The sequence below is a fragment of the Paraburkholderia caffeinitolerans genome (assembly GCF_902859945.1).
GTDB lineage: Bacteria > Pseudomonadota > Gammaproteobacteria > Burkholderiales > Burkholderiaceae > Paraburkholderia > Paraburkholderia caffeinitolerans.
Map to the genome: position 1 here is coordinate 14,038 of NZ_CADIKL010000015.1, position 24,964 is coordinate 39,001.

Annotated in this window: 18 protein-coding genes; 16 read left to right on the forward strand and 2 right to left on the reverse strand. The window is 66.6% G+C overall.

Annotated elements, in window-relative coordinates; translation table 11 throughout:
* Positions 1–15: 15 nt before the first annotated feature.
* Both HV773_RS16600 and HV773_RS16605 read right to left on the reverse strand, forming a co-directional pair.
* Positions 16–831, reverse strand: coding sequence for a PP2C family protein-serine/threonine phosphatase (locus tag HV773_RS16600; protein WP_175195609.1), 816 nt, complete (start codon positions 829–831; stop codon positions 16–18).
* 34 nt (positions 832–865) lie between these two features.
* The gene (locus tag HV773_RS16605) at positions 866–1,639 is read right to left on the reverse strand and encodes a hypothetical protein (RefSeq protein WP_377730221.1); all 774 of its coding nucleotides are present in this window, start codon (positions 1,637–1,639) and stop codon (positions 866–868) included.
* An 892-nt stretch (positions 1,640–2,531) separates the two neighbouring features.
* On the opposite strand from HV773_RS16605, the gene tssA reads away from it, so the two are divergent.
* From tssA to tagF, 16 genes are all read left to right on the forward strand, one after another.
* Positions 2,532–3,578, forward strand: a complete 1,047-nt coding sequence (gene tssA / locus HV773_RS16610; RefSeq protein WP_175195611.1) for a type VI secretion system protein TssA — start codon at positions 2,532–2,534, stop codon at positions 3,576–3,578.
* Positions 3,579–3,673: 95 nt separating this feature from the next.
* A complete protein-coding gene (gene tssB, locus HV773_RS16615) occupies positions 3,674–4,174 on the forward strand; it encodes a type VI secretion system contractile sheath small subunit (protein WP_175195613.1) in 501 nt (166 codons plus the stop codon).
* Positions 4,175–4,267: 93 nt separating this feature from the next.
* Entirely contained in the window at positions 4,268–5,767 is a 1,500-nt protein-coding gene (gene tssC, locus HV773_RS16620; protein ID WP_175195615.1) for a type VI secretion system contractile sheath large subunit, read from the forward strand.
* A 73-nt stretch (positions 5,768–5,840) separates the two neighbouring features.
* Complete coding sequence (locus HV773_RS16625; protein ID WP_175195617.1) at positions 5,841–6,329, forward strand: Hcp family type VI secretion system effector; 489 nt, start codon at positions 5,841–5,843, stop codon at positions 6,327–6,329.
* Between the two features lie 104 nt (positions 6,330–6,433).
* Positions 6,434–7,297 (forward strand): type VI secretion system accessory protein TagJ, encoded by an 864-nt coding sequence (locus HV773_RS16630; protein ID WP_175195619.1) that lies wholly within the window; start codon positions 6,434–6,436, stop codon positions 7,295–7,297.
* On the forward strand, positions 7,290–7,802 hold the full coding sequence (gene tssE / locus HV773_RS16635; RefSeq protein ID WP_175195621.1) for a type VI secretion system baseplate subunit TssE: 513 nt from the start codon (positions 7,290–7,292) through the stop codon (positions 7,800–7,802). Before HV773_RS16630 ends, tssE begins: the two co-directional genes overlap by 8 nt.
* Positions 7,803–7,858: 56 nt before the next feature.
* Positions 7,859–9,736: a type VI secretion system baseplate subunit TssF gene (gene tssF / locus HV773_RS16640; protein WP_175195623.1), complete on the forward strand. Its 1,878-nt coding sequence runs from the start codon at positions 7,859–7,861 to the stop codon at positions 9,734–9,736.
* Positions 9,721–10,815 carry a type VI secretion system baseplate subunit TssG gene (gene tssG, locus HV773_RS16645; protein ID WP_175195625.1) on the forward strand — a complete coding sequence of 365 codons (1,095 nt, stop codon included), beginning with the start codon at positions 9,721–9,723 and terminating at the stop codon, positions 10,813–10,815. Before tssF ends, tssG begins: the two co-directional genes overlap by 16 nt.
* Positions 10,816–10,819: 4 nt before the next feature.
* Complete coding sequence (tssH, locus tag HV773_RS16650) at positions 10,820–13,573, forward strand: type VI secretion system ATPase TssH (protein WP_175195627.1); 2,754 nt, start codon at positions 10,820–10,822, stop codon at positions 13,571–13,573.
* Positions 13,574–13,594: 21 nt separating this feature from the next.
* Positions 13,595–13,984, forward strand: a complete 390-nt coding sequence (locus HV773_RS16655; protein WP_175195629.1) for a DUF4280 domain-containing protein — start codon at positions 13,595–13,597, stop codon at positions 13,982–13,984.
* Between the two features lie 26 nt (positions 13,985–14,010).
* Complete coding sequence (locus HV773_RS16660; protein ID WP_175195631.1) at positions 14,011–16,011, forward strand: type VI secretion system Vgr family protein; 2,001 nt, start codon at positions 14,011–14,013, stop codon at positions 16,009–16,011.
* Between the two features lie 68 nt (positions 16,012–16,079).
* Positions 16,080–17,975, forward strand: a complete 1,896-nt coding sequence (gene tagH / locus HV773_RS16665; protein ID WP_246282296.1) for a type VI secretion system-associated FHA domain protein TagH — start codon at positions 16,080–16,082, stop codon at positions 17,973–17,975.
* 49 nt (positions 17,976–18,024) lie between these two features.
* Positions 18,025–19,359, forward strand: a complete 1,335-nt coding sequence (tssK, locus tag HV773_RS16670; protein ID WP_175195633.1) for a type VI secretion system baseplate subunit TssK — start codon at positions 18,025–18,027, stop codon at positions 19,357–19,359.
* Positions 19,360–19,421: 62 nt separating this feature from the next.
* Complete coding sequence (locus HV773_RS16675) at positions 19,422–20,708, forward strand: DotU family type VI secretion system protein (RefSeq protein ID WP_217481917.1); 1,287 nt, start codon at positions 19,422–19,424, stop codon at positions 20,706–20,708.
* Entirely contained in the window at positions 20,705–24,280 is a 3,576-nt protein-coding gene (tssM, locus tag HV773_RS16680) for a type VI secretion system membrane subunit TssM (protein WP_175195635.1), read from the forward strand. Before HV773_RS16675 ends, tssM begins: the two co-directional genes overlap by 4 nt.
* Complete coding sequence (gene tagF, locus HV773_RS16685) at positions 24,277–24,948, forward strand: type VI secretion system-associated protein TagF (protein ID WP_175195637.1); 672 nt, start codon at positions 24,277–24,279, stop codon at positions 24,946–24,948. Before tssM ends, tagF begins: the two co-directional genes overlap by 4 nt.
* The last annotated feature ends 16 nt before the right edge of the window (positions 24,949–24,964 follow it).

The following is a 24,964-nucleotide window of genomic DNA, read 5'->3' on the forward strand; positions in this document are numbered from 1 at the left end:
GGGCTGTTGCGATGTTCAGGATGGTGCGATCAACAGGGTTGCGTCGTTATCCTTAGGGTGCGGCACGTCGCCAGCTTCATCGGCCTCTACCCACACCGCACTCGCGCTGAAGTTGTCGTTGCCCGCTCGCGCGTGAGCGCGAACATGTGCGGCCAGCGCCTCCAGCCACGCGCGCGGGCTCGCGGCCTGCGCGAGCGCCGCGAGCATGGTGGCTTCTTCTACGTACTCCCAAAGACCGTCGGTGCAAATCAGGAACGCGTCGCGCGCGCATAGTTCGAACGTGCCCGGCCGCGCCGCGATATTCAGTCCTTCGAGCGTGCCAAGCGCCGAGAACAGCACGTTGCGGCGCGGATGATGGCGCGCCGCCTCGGCGCTGATGAGGCGCGCGTCCACCATGTCCTGCACCATGCTGTGGTCGCGCGTCTGCGCGACGATCTCGCCCGCGCGGAAGCAATAGAGCCGCGTGTCGCCGCAATGCGCCCAGGCCGCGGTGCGCCGCTCGCGGTCGATCGCGAGCAGCGTGGCCGTGGAGCGCATGTCGCGCAGCGCGGTGCCGCCGTGCGCCTGTTCCTCGACGATGTTGGCGTTCGCATGCGCGAGCGCGTTGGCGAGGCGCTCGCCGGTGGGCGGCAACTCGGCAAGCGTGAGGTAGCGCAGGTCGGCGAGCACCGTGTCGACCACGATGGCCGATGCGGTGTCGCCGCCGCCGTGGCCGCCCGCACCATCGGCGACCACGCAGTAGAACAGACGCCCGCTCGACCAGTCGCCAAGCGAGTCCTCGTTGCGCTGCCGCCCGCCCGGATCGGTCAGGCTTGCGAAGGCCAGTTGCACGTGCGCTCCCGTCTCGTTGCGGGCTTCCCCGTGGTCACTCGTGAAGTTCGTGGTCGCGATGTTGAACGCAGTGCGGTGCGGGCTCGGATGCCACGCACGCGCCTTGCTCGTGCCGCGCGCGCGGCGCGCTCTGCGCGAGTTGCGATTGCTCCGCGAGAATTCCGAGCACCGCGAGCAGCGCGATGCGGTTCTCGACCGCGATCTCGATGCCCAGCGTTTCTTCGATCCAGCGGCCGATGCCGGTGCGCGCAAAGTCGGCGGGCATCGCACCACGGCGCACGGTGACGCCCAGCTTGCGCGCGCGATGGTGATACGAGGCGATGCCATAGCTGGCGGCGATTTGCGCAAGGCCGCCCTTTTCGGCGGAGAGCCAGCCGAGCGTGCCGGCGAGCAGCAGCCGCGCGGCTTCGTCGAGGCTGCCGATGAAGCGCACGGCCGAGGCACGCACGCTGTCTTCATCGAGGCCGTACTGGAACAGTGCGGCGCTGACCGGATCGGCGTGCATCGCACTGCGCTGATCGAGCTCGGCCAGCACCTCGTTCTCGTCGATCGAGACGTTGCGCCGGTGGCTCGCGCTGCGCAGGCAGTCGATCAGGTAGCGGCGGAAATAACTGCACACAGCATGGCTGTTCGAGGGCGCGCTATGTGCAGGAAAACTCATTAATTCGGCAGCGGGCGTTTCGAGGCGAAAGACCTTGCTGAAGAGAAACTGCGAGATGAGTTCTTCCTTGTCTTCAGCCAGCGCTTGCAGCTCGAACGGGTGATAGCCGGTTAGCGCGCGCCGCACGATGGTGTAGAGCGAAGCCATTTCGGCATGGTTCAGAGCGGTGCGCCGCTGCCAGAGATCGGGCAGCGTGCACGGATTGTCCATGCCCTCCATGAGCGCTGCGCTTTCGATGTTCGACACGTTTTCCCCTCGTATCGCGTTTTTAGGCTCGCTTCGCGTGACGCACGCCCAGCGTGCATGAATCGTTGGATTGGCTGTAGCGGCGTTCACGTCGAGTCTATTAGCTGGCCGGGCGTCTGACAAGCGTGAAAATCCGTAATGGCGCGTTTTAAAACGTCTAACCGGTCGGGGAATAAAAATGCTAAAAGGGCGGCGCTAGTGGTTTACGTGATCGTAATAAAGAATTCGGATACCTTGCCGATAAAACCTTACGCGCGTTATCGAACATGTGAGGCGGGAAAGACGATCGTTCGGTCACTATCGTTAGCGAACATCGCGCACGCGAGGGCAGGGAAGATCACTGGGCGAAAGCCACTTTTCTAGCCATCCGGCATGATGGTTAACCCCTGGAAAATAAGGGCTAAACGAGTCATTGTGGGAGCGATTCCACTGCGGTAAGATGCGTCCCGATCGCGAGCTCAGACATGCCGGACAAGGCTGAGATCGGGGTTTGGACGATTGCCTGCATAGCACAACGACTACTTAAAAGACAGCTAGATTAAATGCGTGGCGAATTTATGAAAAATCGGGAACATTGTTTGCACCGGGGTGCACTTTTCTTTTGCACTCGTCGTGCTATTCTGATAGCGAATCGTTAGACTGCGAACACCGCCCGCGCTTACGAATTCGGCTCCGGTTGAACCAGGGGATATCGGAAATTGGTTCGGCTGCGCGCCACGCAATTGCTATCCGCCTTAATGCGCTTGCCTGGGCAGTAACCAGAACATAACCAATTCCACACGGACCACGGACCATGGCCATGCTAGATGCCGGGGCGCTGCTCGCGGAGGTTTCCTCCGCGTCGCCCTGCGGCGAGGACGTCGAATACGACCCGGCGTTTCTCGAGCTCGAGCGCGTTGTGCATGGCAAGCCCGACGTGCAGTATGGCAGCACCGTGGTCGAAGCCGTGCCGCCCGACTGGAAGGAGGCGCAGACGCTTGCGCTGTCCCTGTTGGAGAAAAGCCGCGATCTGCGCGTGGTCGCGCATCTTGCGCGCGCGCTGCTCAATCGCACCGGCTTTGGCGGCTTTAGCGAAGGCCTCGACCTGATCGCCGGCATGCTCGAACAACGCTGGGCGCATCTGTATCCGCAGCTCGATCCCGACGACGGTAACGATCCCACCGCACGCGTGAATGCGCTCGCGGGTCTCGTCGACTCCAGCACCACGCTGGCCGAGGTGCGCGAAGCGCCGCTCGCCATTTCGCGTGCGCACGGCGAGGTGACGCTGCGCGATGTCGAATACGCAACCGGCGAGATTGCGGTGCCGGCGGGCGTGAGCGCGCCCACGCTCAGCTCGATCGACCTCGCGATCAGCGACGCGGGCGAGAACGCGCGCGAGTCGCTCGCCGCCTTGCGGCGCGCGCTCGAGGCCACGACGCGCATCGAGGCGGTGCTCATGAACACCGTGGGCGCGGCCCAGACGATCGACCTGGATCCGCTCACGCGGCTGCTGCGCCACGCTGTGGCGTTTCTTGGCGAGCGCGTGCCCGACGCGCAGGCGCCGGCTGCGGAAGTTGCGCAAGACGCCGCGCAGGGCGGCGCGCCTGGCGCGGGCGGGGTGGCCGTTGCAGCTGCGCCCGCGCGGCCGCCGGGCGAGGTCGAGTCGCGCGAGGACGTGCTGCGCGCCCTCGACCGTATCTGCAAGTACTACGAAACGTATGAGCCGGGGAGCCCGGTGCCCTTGCTGCTCAAGCGGGCGCGGCGGCTCGTCGACAAGAATTTCATGGAGATTCTGGAAGATCTCGCGCCCGATGGGCTCGCGCAGGCGCGCCAGATCGGCGGCGTCCAGAGCGAGGAGTGACGTTCGTTAGTGAGTGACGTCGTTAGTTAATCCGCAACGCCGCCACACGACGCGCCATCAAGCGCGCCGCCGCGGCATCGACGAGGGGAAAGGCCGTGGCTAAAGAAAGCAGCCAGAAGTTCATCGCGCGCAACCGGGCGCCGCGCGTGCAGATCGAGTACGACGTAGAGGTGTACGGCTCGGAAAAGAAGATCAACTTGCCGTTCGTGATGGGCGTCATGTCCGATCTGTCCGGACAGCCCGCCGAGCCGCTCGCGCCCGTGGCCGAGCGCAAGTTCCTCGAGATCGACGTCGACAACTTCGACGAGCGCCTGAAATCGATGAAGCCGCGCGTGGCCGTGCAGGTGCCTAACATGCTCACGGGCGAGGGCAATCTCGCGGTGGAGATGACCTTCGAGAGCATGGACGACTTCTCTCCGGCCGCCGTCGCGCGCAACGTGGATTCGCTGGCGAAGCTGCTGGAAGCGCGCGGCCAGTTGCAGAACCTCCTGACCTATATGGACGGCAAGACGGGCGCCGAGGATCTGATCCAGAAATTGCTCAACGATCCGGCACTGCTGCAGGCGCTGGCCTCCGCGCCCAAGCCGCAGGAATGAGCGCCGCGCGCTTTCATTTGCGCGTCCGTCCGTTAGCTATTGTTGGTTAATTGTTAACTATCTAGTTAGCCATCCGTCGAGAGGGAGTCTGACATGGCCGAACCCAGTACCCAACCGCAGGAAGCCCGGCAGGGCGGCGAAGCCCTCGAGGCGAACGAGTTCGCGAGCCTGCTTGAAAAGGAATTCAAGCCGCGCAGCGACAAGGCGAAGGAGGCCGTCGAGACGGCCGTGCGTACGCTGGCCGAGCAGGCGCTGCGCGACACCACTGTGGTGTCGGGCGACGTGCTCGCGACCATCGAGTCGCTGATCGCCCAGATCGACCAGAAGCTCACCGACCAGGTGAACCTGATCATTCACACCGACGAGTTTCAGAAGGTGGAGAGCGCGTGGCGAGGTCTGCACTATCTGGTGAATAACACCGAGACCGACGAGACGCTCAAGATCCGCGTGATGAACATCTCGAAGAACGAATTGCACAAGACGCTCAAGAAGTACAAGGGCACCGCGTGGGACCAGAGCCCGCTGTTCAAGAAGCTCTATGAAGAAGAGTATGGCCAGTTCGGCGGCGAGCCGTACGGCGCGCTGGTGGCCGACTATTACTTCGACAACAGCGGTCCGGACGTCGACCTGCTCACCCAGGTCGCCAAGGTGGCTGCCGCTTCGCACGCACCGTTCATCACGGGCGCCGATCCTTCGGTCATGCTGATGGAATCGTGGCAAGAGCTCGCCAATCCGCGCGACCTCACGAAGATCTTCCAGACGCCCGAGCACGCCGCCTGGCGCTCGCTGCGCGAATCGGAAGACTCGCGCTATATCGGCCTCGCCATGCCGCGTTTTCTCGCACGCGCGCCGTATGGCGCGAAGACCAACCCGGTCGACGAGTTCGCCTTCGAGGAAGACACCGCGGGCGCGGACAGCAAGAAGTACGCATGGGCCAACGCGGCCTATGCCATGGCCACCAACATCAACCGCTCGTTCAAGCAATACGGCTGGTGCTCGCGCATTCGCGGTATCGAGTCGGGCGGCGCGGTCGAGAACCTGCCGGTCCATTCGTTCCCGACCGACGACGGTGGCGTGGACATGAAGTGCCCGACCGAGATCGCCATCAGCGACCGCCGCGAGGCCGAGCTCGCGAAGAACGGCTTCATGGCGCTCGTGCACAAGAAGAACTCCGACTTCGCAGCGTTCATCGGTGCGCAGTCGCTGCACAAGCCCGCCGAGTACGAGGACCCCGACGCCACGGCGAATGCGAATCTCGCGGCGCGCCTGCCGTATCTGTTCGCTTGCAGCCGCTTCGCGCACTACCTCAAGTGCATCGTGCGCGACAAGATCGGCAGCTTCAAGGAGAAAGACGACATGCAGCGCTGGCTGCAGAACTGGATTTTGCAGTACGTGGACGGCGACCCCGCGCATTCGAGCGAGGAAACGAAGTCGCGCCGTCCGCTGGCAGCAGCCGAAGTCGTGATCGAGGAAGTCGAGGGCAATCCGGGTTATTACACGTCCAAGTTCTTCCTGCGTCCGCATTACCAGCTCGAGGGCCTGACGGTTTCGTTGCGGCTGGTATCCAAGTTGCCGTCCGCGAAGGCGGCATAACCCGAGTCAGAGTGAACTTTGCGCAAACCGGCGCGAACCGGCGCTTACCTTCTAAAGTGAATGGAGAACAGAAATGGCCGTTGATATTTTCATCAAGATCGGCGACGTGGCGGGCGAGTCGCAGGACAAGTCGCATACGGGAGAAATCGATGTGCTGGCATGGAGCTGGGGCATGGCGCAAAGCGGCACCATGCACATGGGCACGGGCGGCGGCGCGGGCAAGGTGAGCATCCAGGACCTGTCGTTCACGAAATATCTCGACAAGGCCACGCCGGTGCTGATGGGCGCGTGCGCGCTCGGCAGCCATTACCCTACCGCGGTCCTCACGGTGCGTAAGGCCGGCGGCAAGGCTCCGCTCGAGTACTTCAAGATCACATTCACGAAGGTGCTGATTTCGTCGATCAGCGAAGGCGGCTCGGGCGGCGAGGACCGCTTCACGGAGAACATCTCGATTAACTTCGAGAAGTACCACGTGGAATACCAGCCGCAAAGCGCCACGGGCGAGAAGGAAGGCGGCGTGGTCGAGACCAAGTGGGACATCGCGAAGAACGTCGCGGAGTAAGCCGCTGGACGGTGGCGGCGCGCGCGAGGGGCGCGCGCCGCTGCTTGACTTGCAGTCCCCGACCGACGCCCATGATTGCTGGATTGTGACGGAGCCAATCGACAATGACAGCAGAAGAGAGCTTGCGCGCCGGTGACCTCGACGCGTGCCTGAAGCAGTTGCAAGACCAGGTGCGCGGCGACCCGGCCAACGCGTCGTACCGCGTGTTCCTGTTTCAGCTGCTCGCCGTCCAGGGCGCGTGGGAGCGCGCGCTCACGCAACTCAACGTGGTGGGCGATCTCGACGCCGCCGCGCTGCCGATGGTGCAGCTCTATCGCGACGCGCTCCAGTGCGAGGCGCTGCGCGAGGACGTATTCGCCGGGCGGCGCGCGCCGCTCATTTTTGGCGAGCCCACTGCATGGCTCGCACTCCTGATTGAAGCGCTGCGCCTCGACGGCTCGGGTGACTTCAAGGCGGCGGCCGCGTGCCGCGCCAATGCGCTGGAGCAGGCGCGTCCCACGGCGGGCACGCTCAACAGCGAGCCGTTCGCGTGGATCGCCGACGCCGACGCGCGCCTTGGCCCTACGCTCGAAGTGATCCTCAACGGCCGTTATTACTGGGTGCCGTTCGAGCGCATCCGCCGCATCGAGCTCGAAGCGCCGGACGACCTGCGTGACCGCGTGTGGATGCCGGCCATTTTCACGTGGGCCAACGAAGGCCAGGCGGCGGGTCTGATTCCGGTGCGCTATCCCGGCACGCTCTCCGCCGCCGTAACGCACGGTGGCAACGCCAACGCGCTGGCGCTCGCACGCGCGACCGAATGGGTCGAAGCGGGCGGCGGCGAATTCGACGAGGCGCGCCCGTTCGGGCAGCGCATGTTCACGACCGACGAGAACGACTACGCGCTGTTCGACGTGCGCACGCTCGTGCTCGATGCAGAGGCGCCCGCGGGCGAAGTGTCGCAAGACGGTGCGCAAGACCATGGCTGAGCTGACGGGCCGCGACCGGTTGCAGCCCTCGCTGCTCGACCGCCTGACCGATCTCGAGCCCGGCACGAAGGTCGAGAGCCGCGAGCGCCGCGTGCTCTCGATGCGCGCGCTGCGCCAGGGCGTGCAGCGCGATCTGGCGTGGCTGCTCAACGCGAGCGGGCTTGGCAGCGTGCAGGATCTCTCGGCGTGGCCGCTCGTCGAGCGCTCGGTGCTCAACTACGGTTTTCCCGATATCGCGGGCAAGACGGCATCGGGCATGAACATCGCGCGCCTCGAACGGCAGATCCGCGACGTGATCGTGGCGTTCGAGCCGCGCATCCTGCGCGACACGGTGAAGGTGACTGCGGTGCTCACGGAGGAAACGACCGGGCATCACAACACGGTGGCGTTCGCGATCGAAGGGGACCTGTGGGCGCAGCCATATCCTGAGCGGCTTTACTTTCGTACCGAGCTCGATCTCGAAGGCGGTGAGGTGCGCGTGATCGATCAGGGCGCGGCGCGCTGAATAACAACAACGCATAAGCAACGACGAAGCGACGACGAAGTGACGACCAAGCGACGATGAATCCCGACCTGATCCGCTACTACAACCAGGAACTCGCACATTTGCGCGAGATGGGCAGCGAATTCGCGCGCGAGTTTCCGAAAGTGGCGGCGCGCCTGGGTCTCGAAGGGCTCGAATGCGCCGACCCGTATGTCGAGCGCCTGCTCGAAGGTTTCAGTTTTCTCGCCGCGCGCGTGCAGTTGAAGATCGACGCCGAGTTTCCGCGCTTCACGCAGCATCTCGCGGAGCTCGTGTATCCGCACTACCTTGCGCCCACCCCATCGATGACGGTGGTGCGCATGCAGCCCGATCTCGCGCATCCGGCGCTCGCGGGCGGCGTGACCGTGCCGCGCGGCAGCGCGCTGCACGCCGTGCTCGACAAGAACGGCTCGACGCGCTGCGAATACCGCACGGCGCATGCGCTCACGCTGTGGCCCGTGGAGATCGCCGAAGCCAAGTTCTTTACGCATACCGGCGCGCTTGGCGGCGTGGACATGGCGCTGCCGCCCGGCGTGAAAGCCGGCGTGCGCCTGCGCTTGCGCACCACGGGCGGCGTGAAGTTCAGCCAACTCGCGCTCGATACGCTCACGCTCTATTTGCGCGGCGCGGATTCGCTGCCCGCCCGAATTTACGAGCGCCTGCTCGCGAGCGCCGTGGGCGTGGCGGTGCTGCCGGTCGCGCGGCCCGCGACATGGCACCGGCTGTTGCCGAAGAGCGCCGTCAAGCCAGTCGGCTTCGACGACAGCGAGGCGCTGCTGCCCGTGAGCGGCCAGTCGTTTCAGGGCTTCCGCTTGCTGCAGGAATATTTCGCGTTTCCGCAGCGCTTTCTGTTCGTCGCCATCGACGGTTTGCAGAGCGCGCTGCGCGCATGCGCCGAAAACGAAGTGGAAGTGATCGTGCTGCTCGACCGCGCGGACCCGCTGCTCGAACAGACGCTCGACGCGAGCCACTTCTCGCTCCACTGCACACCCGCGATCAATCTGTTCGCGCGCCGCGCCGACCGCATCGCCTTCGATCCCACGCAATTCGAGTATCAGGTGATCGCGGACCGCACGCGGCCACTCGACTTCGAGATTTATCGGATCGAGGAAGTCACGGGACACGGCGCGGGATCGAATGAGGAGCAACGCTTCGAGCCCTTCTATCACGCGCGCGATTTGTCGGCCGCCGAGCAGGGCAGCGCGTATTACCAGGTGCGCCGCGAGCGGCGCTTGCAGTCCTCGCGCGCACGCGAACGCGGCCAGCGCACGAGCTACCTCGGCAGCGAAACCTTCATCGCGCTCGTCGATGCATCCAATGCGCCGTACCGCGCGGACCTGCGCCAGCTCGGCCTCAAGGTGCTGTGCACTAACCGCGATTTGCCGCTCACGCTGGCCACTGGCACCGGCGCATCGGATTTCACGCTCGGCGTGGAAGCGCCCGTTGAGAGCGTGCGTTGCGTGAGCGGGCCGAGCCGGCCCTTGCCGTCGTTCGCGCACGGCGCGGTGGCGTGGCGGCTCTTGAGCCATCTGTCGTTGAACTACGAGTCGCTGATCGACTCGGACGCGTCCACGGGTGCGCGGGCGCTGCGCGATTTGCTGAGCCTTTATTGCCCCGTCGACGATCCGGCCGCGCAGCGGCAGATCGAAGGCGTGCGCTCGGTCGAGGCCAAGTCCGTCACGCGGCGGCTGCCGGTGCCGGGACCGATCGTGTTCGGGCGCGGTCAGCAGGTGAGCGTGACGTTCGACGAAACGGCCTTTGAGGGCTCGGGAGCCTTCGTGCTGGGCGCGGTGCTAGCGCGGTATTTTTCACTGTACGTCTCGATGAATTCGTTCACCGAGACCGTGGTGCGCACCACGGCGCGCGGCGAGATCATGCGCTGGCCTGCGAGGGCGGGACAATGCGTGACGCTCTGACCGTGCTGAGGCTGCTCGAAGACGAGGCCCGGCGCTTCGACTTCTACCAGGCGGTGCGCCTGATCGAAAACGCCTGGCCCACGCAGCCGCGCGTGGGGGAGTCGCTGCGCCCGCGCGACGACGCCGTGCGCTTTACGCAGCGGCCCGAACTCGTATTCCATCCGACTACGCTGGCGGAGTTCTCGCAGCACCATCATGGAGAGGGCGGCATGGCGCCGCGCCTCGCGGTGAACTTCTTCGGCCTGCTTGGGCCGCATGGCGCGTTGCCCACGCATCTGACCGAATATATCCGCGACCGCGAACGCAACGCGGACGACCCCACCTTCGCGCGTTTTCTGGACCTGTTCCAGCACCGCATGACGAGTCTTTTCTACCGCGCGTGGGCCAATGCGCAGCCCGCGGTGAGTCTCGAGCGCCCGGGGCGCGACCGTTTCGCGATGTATGTGGGTTCGACCTTCGGCATGGGCGAGGAGGGGCTGCGCGAACGCGACACCGTGCCCGATTTCGCGAAGCTTCATTTCGCGGGGCTGCTCGGCGCGCGCACGCGCCCGGCCGCGGGCCTCGCGCTGATCCTCACGCGCTTTTTCAATCTGCCCGTGTCGATCGAGGAATGGGTGGGCCACTGGATGCCGCTGCCGGCCGAGACGCGCACACGCATGGGCCTGCGCGACGGCTCGTCGGCGCTCGGGGTTTCCACGCTGCTCGGCGCGCGCGTATGGGATTGCCAGCACAAGTTTCGTATCGTGATCGGCCCGCTTTCGATGGCCGACTACGAACGTTTCCTGCCCGGCGGCGACAGCCTCAAGCGGCTCGCCGACTGGGTCCGCAACTACGTGCGCGACGGTCTCGACTGGGACGTGAACCTGCAATTGCGCGAGGCCGAGGTGCCGCGTCTGAAGCTCGGCCGCCACGCGCGGCTCGGGCTCACGAGCTGGGTGCTCAGCGGCGCGGCGCTTGGTGACCAGAGGCAACTGAAACTCAACCCCGCAAGCGGCGCGGCCGCGCGCGAGCGGAAACACGAAGACGCGCAACGAGCGACGGAACACGCAGCAGCGCTCGACATTCACCCGGGAGAATGAAGACATGGCCGAAATCAAGCGTGCAGCGCTCTTTGGCAAGCTCAACCAGCTAGGCTTTCGCGCGCTCGAAAGCGCAAACATGTTTTGCCGTTTGCGCGGCAATCCTTATATCGAACTCGTGCACTGGTTCCATCAGGTCCTCCAGTTGCAGGACTCGGACCTGCACCGGCTCGCGCGCCACTACGGGATCGATCCCGCGCGGCTCGCAAGCGATCTCACGGCGGCGCTCGACCGGTTGCCGCGCGGCGCGGGGTCGGTCACGGATATTTCCTCGCAGGTGGAAGAGGCCGTCGAGCGCGGCTGGGTGTTCGGCTCGCTGATGTTCGGCGAATCGCAGGTTCGCACCGGGCATCTGATTGTCGGACTCCTGAAGACGCCCTCGCTGCGCAATACGCTTTATGGCATCTCGCGACAGTTCGAGCAGATCAAGCTCGATGCGCTGTGCGAGGAGTTCGACCGCCTGTTGCGCGATTCGCCCGAAGCGGCGATGGGCGCGAGTGACGGCTTCAATGCGAACGCGGGCGCGGCGGGCGACGGAACCGACGCCGCGGGGATGCCGCCGGCGGCCATGGGCAAGCAGGAAGCGCTGCGCCGCTTCACGACCGATCTCACCGAGCAGGCGCGCAACGGCAAGCTCGACCCCATCGTGGGCCGCGACGAGGAAATCCGCCAGGTGGTGGACATCCTCATGCGCCGCCGCCAGAACAACCCGATCCTCACGGGCGAAGCCGGCGTGGGCAAGACGGCGGTGGTGGAGGGCTTCGCGCAGCGCATCGTGGCGGGCGACGTGCCGCCCTCGCTGCGCGACGTCCAACTGCGTGCGCTCGACGTGGGCCTGTTGCAGGCCGGTGCGAGTATGAAGGGCGAATTCGAGAACCGGCTGCGCCAGGTGATCGAAGAGGTGCAGGCTTCGGAAAAGCCCGTGATTCTGTTTATCGACGAAGCCCATACGCTGGTGGGCGCGGGCGGCGCGGCCGGCACGGGCGACGCCGCGAATCTGCTCAAGCCCGCGCTCGCGCGCGGTACGCTGCGCACCGTGGCGGCTACCACGTGGGCCGAGTACAAGAAGCACATCGAGAAGGATCCCGCGCTTACGCGGCGCTTCCAGGTGGTGCAGGTGGGCGAGCCCGATGAAGAGAAGGCCATCCGCATGATGCGCGGCGTGGCCTCCACGATGGAGCAGCATCACAAGGTGCAGGTGCTCGACGAGGCGCTCGAGGCCGCCGTGCGGCTTTCGCACCGCTACATTCCGGCGCGCCAGTTGCCCGACAAGTCGGTGAGCCTGCTCGACACGGCATGCGCGCGCGTGGCCGTGAGCCAGCACGCCACGCCGCCGTCGGTGGACGATGCGCGCAAGCGCATTTCCGCGCTGGAGACGGAGCTGGAGATCATCGGCCGCGAGACGGCCGTGGGCATCGAGACACGCGAGCGCGAAGCGGCGGCCAGCGAAAAGCTCGCGGTGGAACGCGAACGCCTCGCGGAACTCGATGCGCGCTGGGAGACGGAGAAGGCGCTGGTCGAGCGCATTCTTTCGTTGCGGGCGCAACTTCGCGAGAAGACCGGCAAGGTCGAGGGCGGTGCGAAAGCCGCGAGTGCAGCCGCCGCGCCAGCGGCGGCAGATGCTGCAAGTGCGGAGAACACCGCGAGCGCAGCCGCCGCGCAGATCGACCCCGAGGCGCTGCGCGCCGAACTGCGCGAATTGCAGGCGCAACTCGCGAGCCATCAGGGCGACGATCCGCTGATCCTGCCCACCGTGGACCGCCAGGCCGTGGCCTCGGTCGTGCAGGACTGGACCGGCATTCCCGTGGGCCGCATGGTGCGCAACGAGATCGAGAGCGTGCTCAAGCTCGCCGAAAATCTCAACAAGCGCATCATCGGCCAGGGCCACGCCACTGAGATGATCGCGAAGCGCATCCAGACTTCGCGCGCGGGCCTCGACAATCCGAACAAGCCGATCGGCGTGTTCATGCTCGCGGGCACCTCGGGCGTGGGCAAGACCGAGACCGCGCTCGCGCTGGCCGAGGTGCTCTACGGCGGCGAGCAGAACGTCATCACGATCAACATGAGCGAGTACCAGGAGGCGCACACGGTGTCCTCGCTCAAGGGCGCGCCGCCGGGATACGTAGGCTACGGCGAGGGCGGTGTGCTGACCGAGGCCGTGCGCCGGCGTCCCTATAGCGTGGTGCTGCTCGACGAGGTGGAAAAGGCCCACCCCGACGTGCACGAGATCTTCTTCCAGGTGTTCGACAAGGGCTGGATGGAAGACGGCGAGGGCCGCGTGATCGACTTCAAGAACACGCTGATCCTGCTGACCACCAACGCGGGCACCGACCTCATCACGAATCTTTGCAAGGACCCCGAACTGATGCCCGAGCCCGAGGGCATCGCGAAGGCGCTGCGCGAGCCGCTGCTCAAGGTGTTCCCGCCCGCGCTGCTCGGGCGCGTGGTGACGATCCCGTATTACCCGCTCTCCGACGAGATGCTGGGCGCGATCATCCGCCTGCAGCTCTCGCGCATCGAGAAGCGGCTGCGCGTGTCGCACAAGGTCCCGTTTATCTACGACGACGACGTGGTCAAGCTCATCGCGAGCCGCTGCACGGAACTGGAGAGCGGCGGGCGCATGATCGACGCGATCCTGACCAACACCTTGCTGCCGCGCGTATCCACCGAGTTCCTCACGCGCATGATGAATGGCGGCAGCGTGACGAAGGTGCAGGTGGGCGCGCGCGATGGCGAGTTTGTCTACACGTACGACTGAACCGGCGCTGGGAGAAAGACCATGCCTCAACAGGTCAGCATGGGGGCCACACTGCAATGCTCGTTCGGCGCCGCGCCGTCGAGCCTCGTGGTGCTGCCCGTCAATCAGGTGATGGGCGAGGGTCCGCCCGCCGCGAACATCATGGACCACATTCCGATGGTCAACATCATGCCGTTCGGCGTGTGCTCGTCGCTGGCCAATCCGGTCGTGGCCTCGGCCACGGCGGCGGCGCTCGGCGTGCTCACGCCCATGCCGTGCATTCCCGCGACTTTCTCGCCGTGGGCGCCCGGTGCGCCAACCGTGCTGCTCGGCAACCAGCCTTCGCTCGACAACGTCTCGAAGTGCATGTGCAACTGGGGCGGCGTGGTGTCGATCGTGAACCCGGCCACCGTCAACACGATGATTCCCTGACCGCTTCCCTGGACTGATTTTCTGACATGACCTCGCAAGATTCGAACCGCAACGTAACGGTGAGCTGCAAGGGAACCGGGGCGAACCTGCTGTTCCTGCACATGACCGGCAGCGACGAACTGGGCCGCCTGAGCGAATACCGCGTGGACCTGCTGTGCGAGCAGAACACCGTCACGCCCGCCCAGGTGCTCGGCCAGGACCTGTCGATCGCGCTTGCGCTGCCGGCTGGCGGCGAGCGCCAGTTCAACGGCATCGTGACGGTGTTCCGCATGACCTCGCCGGGCAACCAGCAGTACGGCAGCATGGCCTGTTACCAGGCCATCGTGCGCCCGCGCCTGTGGCTGCTCACGCGCGGCTCGCACTGCCGCTTCTACTACCAGAAGACGGTGCCCGAGATCGTGATGAGCGTGCTCGACGACTACGGCGTGGACGTGACGAACGAGTGCACGGCGAGCTATTCGAAGCGCGAGCACTGCGCGCAGTACCGCGAGACCGATTTCGACTTCGTGAGCCGGCTCATGGAGCACGAGGGCATCTACTACTATTTCGAGCACGCGCGCGGCCGCCACACGCTGGTGCTCGCCGATGCCGGCGATGTGCACGGCCCGATCCCGAACTACAGCGGCGGCATGCCGTACCGCGACCGCGACAAGGCTGCGCGCGAGAACATGGAGTGCGTCTACGAGTGGTTCGCGGGCGGGGAGCTTCAGACCGGCTACTACGAAACCAACGATTACGATTTCGAAAAGCCCTCGTCGAGCCTGCAAGGGGGCCTGCGCTCGCGCGCCACGCGCGCGCAGCCTTACGACGCGCCGAGCTACACGATGCAGGAGCATCTGACCGGGCATATCGCACCGGCGGACGGCGACCGCTATGCGCGCGTGGGCGTGGAGATCCGCCAGGCGCGCAACGACAGCATCGAGGGCCGTTCGACGATGCGCGGCATCTGGCCGGGCGGCTTGCTGCAACTGAGCGAGCATCCCGTGGATAGCTGGAACGACGGTTATCTGGTCGTGCGCGCGACCTATGAAATCAATTCGGATGCCTATGTGTCGAGCCGGGTGGCGCAAGGGCAAAGCAAGCTGCCCCTGTTCGACTGCGCGTTTGCGGCACTGCGCAAGGACAACCAGTTCCGCACCGATCGGCTCACGCCGCGCGCGGTGGTGGGCGGCTTGCAGACCGCGGTGGTGGTAGGCGACAGCGGCACGGAGATCTTCACCGACGACTACGGCCGCATCAAGGTGCAGTTCCACTGGGAGCAGCTTTTCCAGAACGAGAGCGGCGCGGTCACGGACCGCTGCTGGGCGCGCGTCTCGCAGGGCTGGGCGGGCAAGACATGGGGCTCGTTCTTCTTGCCGCGCGTGGGTCAGGAGGTGATCGTCGAGTTCATCGAGGGCGACCCCGACCGGCCGCTCGTCACGGGCAGCGTCTACAACGCGAGCCTGATGCCGCCATACAAGTTGCCGGCCAATTCGTCCGTGGCCACCATCAAGAGCAGCTCCACGCCCAATGCCTCGGGCAGCAACGAGGTGCGCTTTCAGGACAAGGCGGGCGCCGAGCAACTGTTCTTTCATGCGCAGAAGGACCACGAGACCTGGGTGATCAACGACGCGCTGATGAACGTGGGCAAAGACCGCCACTTGTCGGTCACCGGCAAAGAGTATGTGAAGGTGAGCGGCGACCGCCACGACCACGTGGCCGGCGCGCAGAACGCCAAGGTCGACGGCACGGCCTCGCTTGATGTGGGCGCGAAGCTCCAGGAGAAGGTGGGCACCGACTACGCCATCGACGCGGGCAGCAACATCCATATCAAGGCGGGCATGAATGTGGTGATCGAGGCGGGCATGAGCATCACCTTGAAGGCGGGCGGCGCGTTCGTGGTGATCGGGCCAAGCGCGGTCGCGGTGTCGGGCATGCCGATCCAGCTTAATTCGGGCGGCTCGGCGGGCTCGGGCGCGGGGTCGTCGCCCACCGCGCCCGACGACCCCACGGACGCCGACGATGGCACCAAGAAAGTCGAGTCCTGACGCGTCTGGTGGCGTTAGCAAGTGATCTGCAATCCTGATGAAACGACGGGGGAATACAGGGTAATGCGATGCAACTGACCAATCCGATCCTCACGTTGCGCGTGGCGAAGTACAACGAGGAACCGCTCGCCGAGCCCATCGCCGTGCGCTTCGGCCCGGATGGTGGCACGATCGGCCGCGCCACCACTTGCACGCTCGTGCTGCCCGACCAGCAGCGCGCGATCTCGCGCGTGCATGCGCGCGTGGAGTGCCGGGGCGGCGAGTATCTGCTGTGCGACCTCGGCGCGAATCCGAGTGTGCTGAACCAGCGCGCGCTGGGCGGTACGCGCGAGGCGCGGCTTGCGCACGGCGATCAGTTGATGATCGGCGCGTATCTGCTGGAGGTCGAGCTGGCCGAGGCCACGGCGCAGCAGGAAGCGCGGCCGTTCGGGCACGATCCGCTCGCGGGCGTTCAGGTGCTGCGCGGCGGTCCGCTGGCTGAGGGCGCGGCGTTGCCTGACAATCCGTTCGCGCCTGGCGCAAGCAGCTACATGGGCGGCGTGGGCGGTACGGGTGGGACGGGCAGCATGAGCGGCATGGGCGGCGTGGGGGCCGGCGGGCTCGATGCGCTCGGTGCGGCTTTGGGCGCGGGTGAGCGCGTGGCCGCGCAGCCCGGCTTTGCGGGGTCGGAGGGCGACCATGTATCGCCCGAGTCGCAGGCGCTCGCGCCGCCCACGCTTGCGCCCGCTGCGTTCGGCTCGGCAGGCGGTATTCCCGACGACTACGATCCGTTAGCCGACGTGCACGGCGCGGCGACGCCCGGCGTAGCGACGCCCGGCGCTTTTTCCCAGCATGCTGCGCCGGCAATGACGCCGGTGGCGCCGCCGATGCCCGCGCCTGCATTTGCACCTTCGCAGGCGTTTGCCGCCATGCCTGGCGCCGCCGATCCGCTTGGTCTTGGCGCGCAAGGGCCGACCGGCCTGCCCGCGAGCCTGCTTGGCGACGCGGGGCCGCTCGGCGCGACGCCGTTCGACGATCTCTTTGCGCCGGCTGCTCCGGCTAATCCCGCCGTTTCAGGCAGCTTCGCACCACAAGCGTCGCAGCCGCCGCAAGCGCACCAGATGCTGCCATCCGTGACGCAGATCTTCGCGCCCGCCACGCCTGCCACCACAACGCCGCCTGAATTGCCGCTGCCCGTGCAGGCGAAGGCCGAAGAACCGCCTGAGCCGCAAGAGCAGCCGCAACAACAGCCGCAACAGCAGCAGCCGCAACAAGCCGCGCCCGCCGTCGCGCCGATTCCCGCGCCGGCTCCAGCGCCCGCCGCGCCCGCCGCGCCCACGGCACCCGCGTCGCCGCAAGACGAAGCCGTGCTCGCCGCGTTGCTCGAAGGCCTGGGCCTCGAACCCGGCCGCGTGCCGAATCTCCCCGCCGCCGATCTCGCGCGGCTCGCCGGCACGATGCTGCGCGACTCGCTGCGCGGGACCATGTCGGTGCTGCGCGCGCGTTCGATGACCAAGCGCGAAGCGCGGCTCGACACCACGCTCATCGTCGCGCGCGACAACAACCCGCTCAAGTTCTTCCCCGACGTGGACAGCGCGCTCGCGCAAATGCTCACGGGACGCGCGCAAGGTTATCTGCCGCCGGCCGAGGCGGTCGCGCGCGCGTTCGTCGACATCGAATCGCATGAACTGGCCGTGCTCGTGGGCATGCGCGCGGCGCTCGCGCATGTGCTTGCGCGCTTCGACCCGGCCACGCTCGAAGCGCAGTTGAGCGAGCAGGGCGTGCTCGACCGCGTGCTCTCGAACCGCAAGGCGAAGCTCTGGGACCGCTTCGTGGAACTGCGCGCAGGCATCGCGCGCGAAGCGGAGGACGACTTCCAGAAGCTCTTCGGCAAGGCGTTCAACGACGCGTACGAAGCGCAGGTGGACGCGCTGCAACGCGCGCGCGAGGACGCAAAGAAGAAATCGGAAACGGGGTCCGCCTGAAGCGGCGGCCCCTTTAAACCTAGACGATACACACGACGACGAGAACAACGTGTCCTGGAACAGCAAAGTCATCTGGTCGGAAGGCATGTTTCTGCAGCCGCATCATCTGCAGCAGCATGACCGCTATTTGCAGGCGCAGCTGGAAACGCGCGCGGGCGGCCTGCGCCCTTATGCATGGGGTTTCGCGTCGCTGGAAATCGACGAGCAACTGCTCAAGCTCGGCAAGCTCGCCCTGCTGTCGTGCTCGGGCGTGTTCCCCGACGGCACGCCGTTCAACCTGCCCGGCGACGACGATCTGCCCGAACCGCTCGATATTCCCGAGGGCACGCGCGGCGTGCTCGTGACGCTCGCGTTGCCGGTGCGCCGGCCCGGCGTGCCGGAAACCGGCAATGAGGATAGCGAAGAAAATTTTGCGCGCCATCGCCGCGCGGAAGCCGAAGTGGCCGACAGCAACGACCCGAATGCGAGCGCGGCGCTCGTGGAAATCGGCAAGCTGCGCGTGCGCCTCGCGCTGGAGCCCGACGTGGCGAACGCCTACGCCACGCTAGGCGTGGCGCGCGTGATCGAGCGGCAGCCCGACAACCGCGTCGTGCTCGAAGCCGACTACAGCCCGCCGTGCATGGACTATCGCGTGGCGCCGCGCCTGCGCGCCTTCGCCGACGACCTCGTGGGCCTGCTGCACCAGCGCGGCGAAGCGCTGGCCGTGCGCCTCGTGCAACCGGGCGTGACGGGCGTGGCCGAGGTCTCCGACTTCCTGCTGCTCGAACTCATCAACCGCGCGGAGCCGCTCGCGGCGCATTTCTCCACCATGACGGGTCTGCATCCCGAGTCGCTCTATTGCATGGTGGTGCAGCTCGCGGGCGAACTTTCCACGTTCAGCCAGAAGAACAAGCGCCCCAACGCGTACCCGGTTTACCGGCACGACCGCTTGCGCGAAACCTTCGCGCCCGTGATCGACGATTTGCGCGCGGCACTGAGCATGGTGATGGACCCGCACGCCGTGCCCATTCCGCTCGAAGAGCGCAAGTTCGGCCTGCGCGTTGCACTGGTGCCCGACAAGAACCTGTTCGCCTCGGCCACTTTCGTGCTGGCCGTGCGTGCGCAGATGCCGGCCGAGGCCATCCTCACTGGCTTCGCGCCGCAAGTGAAGATCGGGCCGATCGAGCGCATTCGCGACCTCGTGAATCTGCAATTGCCCGGCATCGGCCTGCGCGCGCTGCCGGTGGCGCCGCGCCAGTTGCCGTTCCATGCGGGATTCACGTATTTCGAGCTCGACCGCGGCAACGAACTGTGGAAACAGTTCGCGGCCTCGGCGGGCATGGCATTGCACGTCGCGGGCGAATTCCCCGGCCTCGCGATGGAATTCTGGGCGATCCGCCGCTGACGGCGTTTATGTCGAATGACGTCTAGCGCGAGCAGCGCCATCGATTGAGGAGGACGTGCACCGTGTCACCCGACGACCCACCCATGAGCGCCGATCCGGGCGCCACCATTCTGATCCCGACGCCGGGCGGCGCGCGCGCGCCGTTCGTGGCGGCGGCCACCTCGGTCGCGCCGATTCCCGCCGGTGCGGGCGGCTTGAATCCGCTGCTGCGCGCGGCCAATCCGCTGATCGACCTCGCGCTGCCGTTGCGCCAGTTGCCCACGCACCCCGATATCGAACAGTTGCGCACACAACTTATTCAGATGTTGCGCGCGTTCGAGACGCAAGGGCGCGCGGGCGGCTACGACGACGAAAAGCTCGGCGCATCGCGCTATTGCCTGTGCACCTTCCTCGACGAGGCGATCTCCAGCACGCCTTGGGGCGCGGGCGCATGGGCCAGCCGCAGCCTGCTCGTGACCTTCCATAACGAGGCCTCGGGCGGCGAGCGCTTCTTCCTGATTCTCCAGCGGCTCGCGCAAAATCCCGGCGCGAACGTGGACGTACTCGAACTCATATACGTGATACTCGGCCTGGGCTTTGAAGGGCGCTACCGCCTCATCGACGGCGGGCGCACGCAACTCGATGCGGTGCGCGAGCGGCTCGAACAGATGATCCGCGCGCAGCGCGGCGCGGTCGAGCGCGAGCTCTCGCCGCACTGGCAACCCGTGAACGCGGAGCGCAAGCCGTTATTGCAACTGGTGCCGTTGTGGGTGGCGGCGGCGGTGGCTTGCGTCGTGCTGGTGGTCGCGCATCTCGTGCTGAGCTTCCGGCTCAACGATGCCTCGGACGCGGTGTTCCAGGCGCTGCACGGCGTACGCGTCGCGCCGCCGCCTGTGCTGGTCGCGAAAATGGAAGCCGCGCCCAAGCCCGCGCCGCAGCTGTCGAAGTTCCTCGCGCCTGAGATCGCGCAGGGCCTCGTGCGCGTGACCGAGCAGCCCGACCGCACGATCGTCGAGGTGAATGGCGATGGCCTCTTCGCCTCGGGCAGCGCCGAGCTTACATCGACGTACCTGCCGATCGTCCAGCGCATCGGCGATGCGTTGAAGGACGTGCGGGGCAACGTCGTGGTCACCGGGCATACCGACAATCAGCGGCTCATTTCCGCGCGGTTCCCGTCGAACTGGCACCTCTCGCAGGCGCGCGCGGAAACCGTGAAGGACCTGCTGGTCGCACGCACCGGCACGCCCGCGCGCTTCACCGCCGAAGGGCGCGGCGACACCGAGCCCATCGCGCCGAACGACAGCGCGGCCAACCGCGCGCGCAACCGCCGCGTGGACATTGCCGTGCTGGCACCGGGAGCCACGCCATGATCAAGAAGCTAGTGGACTGGCTGCGGCGCACGATCGCGCTGTCGTTTCTCGGCGTGCTCGCGCTCGCGCTGATCGTCTGGATCGAGGGGCCGCTGTTCGCGTGGGCGGGCAGTGCGCCGCTCGAAACGAGCACGAGCCGCTGGATCGTGATCGCGGTGCTGTTCCTGCTGTGGGCGCTCTACTGGTTCGCGCGCTGGCTGCGCGCGCGCCTCGCCAACGTGAAGTTCACGCGCGTGGTGGCCGAGCGCATGGGCGACATGCCGCCCGGCAAGGAACAATCGGACGCCGACGTGAATGCGCTGCGCAAGCGCTTCGAAGAGGCCATGGCCATTCTGCGCAAGTCGCGCGTGAAAGGGCGTTTCGGCAGCCAGTACGTGTATCAGCTGCCGTGGTACATGTTCGTGGGCGCGCCCGGCACTGGCAAGACCACCGCGCTCACGCATTCGGGCCTGAAATTCCCGCTTTCGGCGCAACTCGGCGATCAGGCCGTGGGCGGCGTGGGCGGCACGCGCAACTGCGACTGGTGGTTCACCGACGACGCGGTGCTGCTGGACACCGCTGGCCGTTTCACGACCCAGGACAGCTTCGCGGCTGCTGACCAGGCCGCATGGGGCGGCTTCCTGCAACTGCTGCGCAAATACCGGCCGCGCCGCCCGCTCAATGGCGTGATCGTCGCGGTATCGGCGCAGGATCTGCTGCAACTCTCGGACACGCAGCGCGCGTTGCAGGCCCAGGCCGTGCATGAGCGCCTGAAGGAGCTTTATGAGCGGCTCGGCACGCATTTTCCGGTCTATGTGCTGGTGACGAAGTGCGATCTGCTGGCCGGCTTCGCCGAGTTCTTCGACGATCTGGGCCGCGACGAACGCGAGCAGGTCTGGGGCATGACGTTCGCATTCGACGAGGCTGGAAGTCCGGATAAACCAGGCAATCCGAACGATGTCGCCGCGCAGATTTCGACCCAGTTCCCGGCCGAGTTCGGCGCGCTCGCGCAGCGCTTGCAGGCGCGCGTGCTGCATCGCATGCAGCAGGAAACGGACACGCGGCGGCGCGCGCTCGTCTATGGTTTCCCGCAGCAGTTCGCGGGGCTCGAAGGCGTCTTGCAGTCGTTCTTGAACGATGCGTTCAGCGCGTCGCGCTACGAAAAACCGGTGCTGCTGCGCGGGGTCTATTTCACGAGCGGCACTCAGGAAGGGCGTCCGATCGACCGCGTGATGAGCGCGGTGGCCGCCGCGCTCGGCCTGCAGCAGCAGGTCCTGCTGCCCGACGCCTCGGCGGGCCGCGCGTACTTCATCACGCGACTCATGCGCGACGTGATCTTTCACGAAGCCGGGCTCGCGGGCACCAATCGCGGGCTCGAGCGGCGGCGCGCGTGGATTCAGCGCATCGCGCTCGGCGCGATTGCGCTGGTCACGGTGCTGGCGCTGGGCGCGTTCTTCATCAGCTATCAACGCAACGAAGCGTACGTGGCCCGCGCGGCGCAGCAGGTCGATGCGCTCAAGCAGCTCGCGCAGGCCACGCCCGCCACCGACAATCCGCTCGCCTTGCTGCCGCTCCTGAACGCCGCGCGCGACTTGCCCGGCGGCTATGCGCAGCGCAACGCGAGCGCGCCGTGGCTTTCGCGCCTCGGTCTCTACCAGGGCGACAAGCTCGGGCTCGAAGCGCAGGCGACCTACCGCCGGCTGCTCGGGCAAACGCTGCTGCCGCTCGTGGTGCGGCGCATGGAGGAAGAACTGCGGCGCGGCGATGCGAACAACGGCGAATTCCAGTACGCAGTGCTGCGCGCGTATCTGATGCTCGGCGACCCGTCGCATTACGACGCCGACTCGGTGCGTCTGTGGGCAGACGTCGACTGGCAGCGCGGCCCGTTGCGCGATGCGAGCGATGCGCAGCGCAACGACCTCGACGGCCATCTGGCGGCGCTGTTCGAGCCCGCGTTCTTCGATCCCTCGCTGCCGCTCGACAAGAACCTGATCCAGCAGGCGCGCACGAATCTCGCGAAGATGCCGCTCGCGCAGCGCATGTTCGAGAGCGTGCGGCGCGATCTCGACGCCCAGCATCTGCCCGATTTCAGCGTGGCGGGTGCAGGCGGCCCGAACGCCGCGCTCGTGCTGGTGCGCAAGAGCGGCGCGCCGCTCACGCGCGGTGTGCCGGGCGCGTTTACGCTCGCGGGCTACGAGAAGTTCCTCGCGGCGCGCGATGCGGCCGTGCTCGACGTGGCGCGCGACAACTGGGTGCTGGGCCGCGACGAACAAGTGCTCACGCCCGCGGCGGCCAGCGATCTCAAGGCCGCGATGACGCAGCTCTACTACGACGAATACATTCGTCAATGGGATGCGCTGCTCGGCGATATCGCCGTGGTGCCGTTCGACGGCGTGGACAAGGGCGCGCGCGTGGCCTATGCGCTCGGCAATGCCGATTCGCCGCTGCGCGCGGTGATGGTCGCGGCGGCGCGCGAGACCACGCTCGGCAAGGTCAGCATGGGCGGAACGATTGGCGCGCAGGCGGGGGCGCTCATCAACGGCAAGATCGAGGCGATGAAGAAGAAGCTGGAGAGTGCGCTCGGCAACGCCCCAGAAGACAATGCGAACGGAGCGCCCGCGCAGGTCAATCCCGTCGATGCGCATTTTCAGCCATTGCATGACCTCGTGGGCAAGCCAGGTGCGCCGTCGCCGCTCGATACGCAACTCGCGGCGCTCAAGGACGCGGCCACGTATCTTCAGGCCGCCGACACCGCGCGCCGCCAGGGCCTCGCGCCGCCGCCCGGCGATGCCATCGGCAAGCTCAAGCTCGCCTCGCAGGGCGCGCCCGCGCCGCTCGCGGCAGTCGTGAACGACGTGTCGAACGGCGCCACCGCGCTGATGGCGGGCGGCGAGCGCGCGCGTCTGAATGCGCTCTGGATGGCGAATGTCGGGCAACTGTGCAAGCAGGCGCTCGACGGGCGCTACCCGCTCGTGCGCTCCTCCACGCGCGACGCCGCGCCCGACGACTTCGGCCGCCTGCTCGCGCCGGGCGGCTTGATCGACGACTTCTTCCAGAAGAATTTGCAGAACTTCGTCGACATGTCGGGGCCGGTGTGGCGCTGGCGGGCAGGAACGGAATCGCCTGGCATTCCAGACGATGTGCTGGTGCAGTTCCAGCGCGCCGCGCAGATTCGCGATGCCCTGTTCCGCGCGGGCGGACGTGATGTCTCGGTGCGCTTCACGGTCAAGCCGATCTCGATCGATCCGTCCATCACGCAGTTCACGCTCGACGTGGATGGGCAGCAGTGGGTCGTCAAGCCGGGCGCGAACGAGGGCATGGGCTTCCAGTGGCCGAGCGGCAAAGGCACGGGGCAGGCGCACGTGGAATTCGCGCCGCCCGGCGGTGGCGACGCGCCGCGCGCCGATGGCCCGTGGGCGCTGCTCCATCTGATGGACAAGGCGCAGATGCAGCAGATGGGTCAGCCCGACCGCTTCAAGATCGACTTCGTCTCGGACGGCCGCCACGTTCAACTGGAACTGGACGCGAGCAGCGTGACGAATCCGTTCCGGCGCGGCATGATCGATCAGTTCCGGTGTCCTGATCATCTATGAGCGAGACGGGCTTCTTCGGCAAGGTGCGCACGCACGGCGACTTTGTCGCGCGGCGGCTGCCGGCGGCGTTTATCGAGCCGTGGGACCGCAGCGTCCAGGCGGGCATGCTGGAGGCGCGCGCGCGTTACGGCGCACAGTGGCTGACGCTCTATCTGAACGCGCCGGTATGGTGTTTCGCGCTGGGCGAGACGCTGTGCGGCGCGGCGGCCTGGGCGGGCGTGCTGATGCCGGGCGTGGACCGCGTGGGCCGCTATTTCCCGTTCACGCTCGCGCGGCCGGTGGCGCCCGGGTTGCTCGCGAACTGGCTCCGTGGCGCGCAGCCATGGTTCGAAATGGCGGTGGAACTTGCGCTGTCGACGCTTGCGCCATCGTTCGATCTCGAAGGTTTCGGCGATCAGGTGCGCATGCTCGACGGACTTGATGGAGAAAGGCGCGCGCCCTGGCGTTATGCTTGTGCGTGCGAGGGCGAAAACAACGGCGTTGGGCTGGGCGAGTGCCTGGCCACGTACACGGCGGTGGGTGACAGCCTGTGGTGGAGCGAAGGGTCGGCGGCGGTGGAGCCCACGCTGCGCGTGGCCACAGGACTGCTCGACGGGCCGCGTTTCGCGGATTTGCTCGACGCGGCGCGAGCGCCGTGGAAGGCGGCCATCGCGTTGCATCGCGCTTGAGATGCCCACCCACGCG